Annotated in this window: 3 protein-coding genes; 1 reads left to right on the top strand and 2 read right to left on the bottom strand. The window is 67.8% G+C overall.

Annotated features, from left to right (window positions below; all coding sequences use genetic code 11):
- Positions 1 to 361: 361 nt before the first annotated feature.
- Positions 362 to 1,141 carry a copper resistance protein NlpE N-terminal domain-containing protein gene (locus VIR09_RS17135; RefSeq protein WP_332013961.1) on the top strand — a complete coding sequence of 260 codons (780 nt, stop codon included), beginning with the start codon at positions 362 to 364 and terminating at the stop codon, positions 1,139 to 1,141.
- 94 nt (positions 1,142 to 1,235) lie between these two features.
- Here the strand turns inward: VIR09_RS17135 and VIR09_RS17140 are convergent, their stop codons facing one another.
- Both VIR09_RS17140 and VIR09_RS17145 read right to left on the bottom strand, forming a co-directional pair.
- Positions 1,236 to 1,652 (bottom strand): response regulator transcription factor, encoded by a 417-nt coding sequence (locus tag VIR09_RS17140; protein WP_332013962.1) that lies wholly within the window; start codon positions 1,650 to 1,652, stop codon positions 1,236 to 1,238.
- Between the two features lie 116 nt (positions 1,653 to 1,768).
- The coding region (locus VIR09_RS17145; protein WP_332013963.1) for a pantoate--beta-alanine ligase at positions 1,769 to 2,002 on the bottom strand (234 nt) is incomplete at its 5' end.

The raw sequence follows: 2,002 nt of genomic DNA on the forward strand, positions 1-2,002 counted from the left end.
GGCTTGCCTGCGGCTTCCTGGCAGTGTGCCTGCCATTCCTGTTCCATCATGCGCGGCAGCCGGTGCGTCAGCGCCGTCAGCCAATTGCCGACCAACAGGCCCGCCAGCGCCGCCAGGCCGATGAAGATGCCCAAGGGCAGATCGAAGACATGCCGCATCGCCGTCATCCGCCCGTGCGGCACGGAGCCGCGTCGCTGCCACGCCAGGAGCTGGCGGCAGTACGCGGAGCAGGCCGGCAGCGGCCGTGTCGTAAATAGTGCATAAAGTGTTGACGATGCCCAAGAGCGGCTAAGGGGAACGTATCGAATCTTCGCATAAGTGCGTAAAATCGGAGACAGACTCAACATACGGATAAGCTGCCATGACCGCGCGCGTAGAAATCGGTACCCGCTCCCGCAAACTCAGCGTCATGGGGCTGCTGCTCGCAGGCACCGCATTGGGCGCGGCCGGCTGTGCCCAACAGAAGACCGAAGGCTATTACGATCCCCCGGCCGAAAGCACCGTGACCGACGCGCAGTACCAGGGGTCGGGCGCGGGCTACCGCAGCGTCATCCGCGCGCCGTCGCAAGTGCAAATCGCGCTCAAGCCGGACGCCCCCCGCAAGAACCAGAATCAGGCCGCCCAGGCTACCGCAGGCGGCCAGACCACCGAGGACGGCCAGGCCGTTCCGGCCGACACTGAACACACCACCACGGCATCGGCCGCGAGCGCGCCCGCCGCAGCCAGCCCCGCCGCGCCTAACGCGGCCGTGCAAAGCCTGGTGCCGCAACCGCAAACCTATATGGGCACCTTGCCGTGCTTCTCGCCTGCCATGCAGTGCACGGCGCAGCGCGTGACGTTGACGCTGGCGCCCAACGGCCGCTGGCGTGGCCGCGTGGCCTATCTGGAAAATGACCCCAAGAAAGGCCCGCCGGTCACCGAGCAAGGCTGCTGGGACGCCACCGAAGAGCGCCCGCCGCGCGTCATCCTGATGGACAGCAAGGGCAATGGCCGCGCGGAATTCGTGGTTGCGGCCAACAACGTGCTGCGCGTGCGTTCCATCGACGGCCAGACGCCCAACCTGAACTACAACCTGACCCGCCAGCCGGATCTGGACCCAATCGACGAATTGGCCAAGGCAGCAGCGCCCAAGTGCCCTTGAGGCCCGCCAGCGGCCGTTGAACGCGCCGCCGCGCAAGCCCCCCCTGCCCCCGGGCCCGACGAATCTTGCATTCGCCGGGCCCGATGTTTTTGGGCTACCCGGCATCGCGACCCGGGTCGGCGCCGGGATCGGTGTGGAATGGCGCGGAGCTTGCCAGACATCGGCCATATTCCGGCCCCGGCGCCTCATGCAGCACATAGCTTGGACCGGCGCTGCCCGCCAAAGGCATGGGAACCAGCGCATGCTCGCGCTCCACGTCAGCCGCGCCCGGCACGGGCGAGGCGCCCGTGCGGCCGTGCTCGCACAGCCGGCAGGCCAATTGCATGGCGTTGCGGACTTGCAGCTTGGTGAAAATGCGGGAGCGGTGGGCTTCCACCGTTCGCAAGGAAATGCCCAGGTCTATGGCGATGACCTTGTTGGGGCGGCCGGCGGCCACGTAGGTGACGATCTGCCGCTCACGGGGCGTGAGCGAGGAAAGGACGGCTTCCAGGTCGGGACGGGGAGCTTGCATGGGGCGGCTCGCTTGCAATGTAGGATTGCGTCGAGTCTGATCCGCTGCCCGCCACGACGTAAGCTGGCAGTTCTTTCAGGGGTGGACACGGACGCCACCCCCAAAACCTTGCCGCCTCAGGCCGTATAGGCCAGTTCCAGATTGTCGATCAGGCGCGTCGCGCCCAGCTTGGCGGCGGCCAGGGCCACCAGGGGTTCGCCGGCCTGCAGGTCGGCGACATCGGGGCGCTTCAGGTCACGCTGGCGGCGCAAGGCCACGTAGTCCACCTGCCAGCCGCGCCGCGTCAGGGTTTCAACGGCTTCGCGCTCGAGGGCGGCAGCGTCGCGCTCGCCCTGGGCCAGGCGCTGGCC

The sequence above is a fragment of the Achromobacter sp. genome, assembly GCF_036567245.1.
Lineage (GTDB): Bacteria > Pseudomonadota > Gammaproteobacteria > Burkholderiales > Burkholderiaceae_B > Achromobacter.

Coding starts and splice junctions, on each gene's coding strand:
- VIR09_RS17135 (WP_332013961.1), top strand. CDS start 362: ATGACCGCGCGCGTAGAAATCGGTACCCGCTCCCGCAAACTCAGCGTC.
- VIR09_RS17140 (WP_332013962.1), bottom strand. CDS start 1,652: ATGCAAGCTCCCCGTCCCGACCTGGAAGCCGTCCTTTCCTCGCTCACG.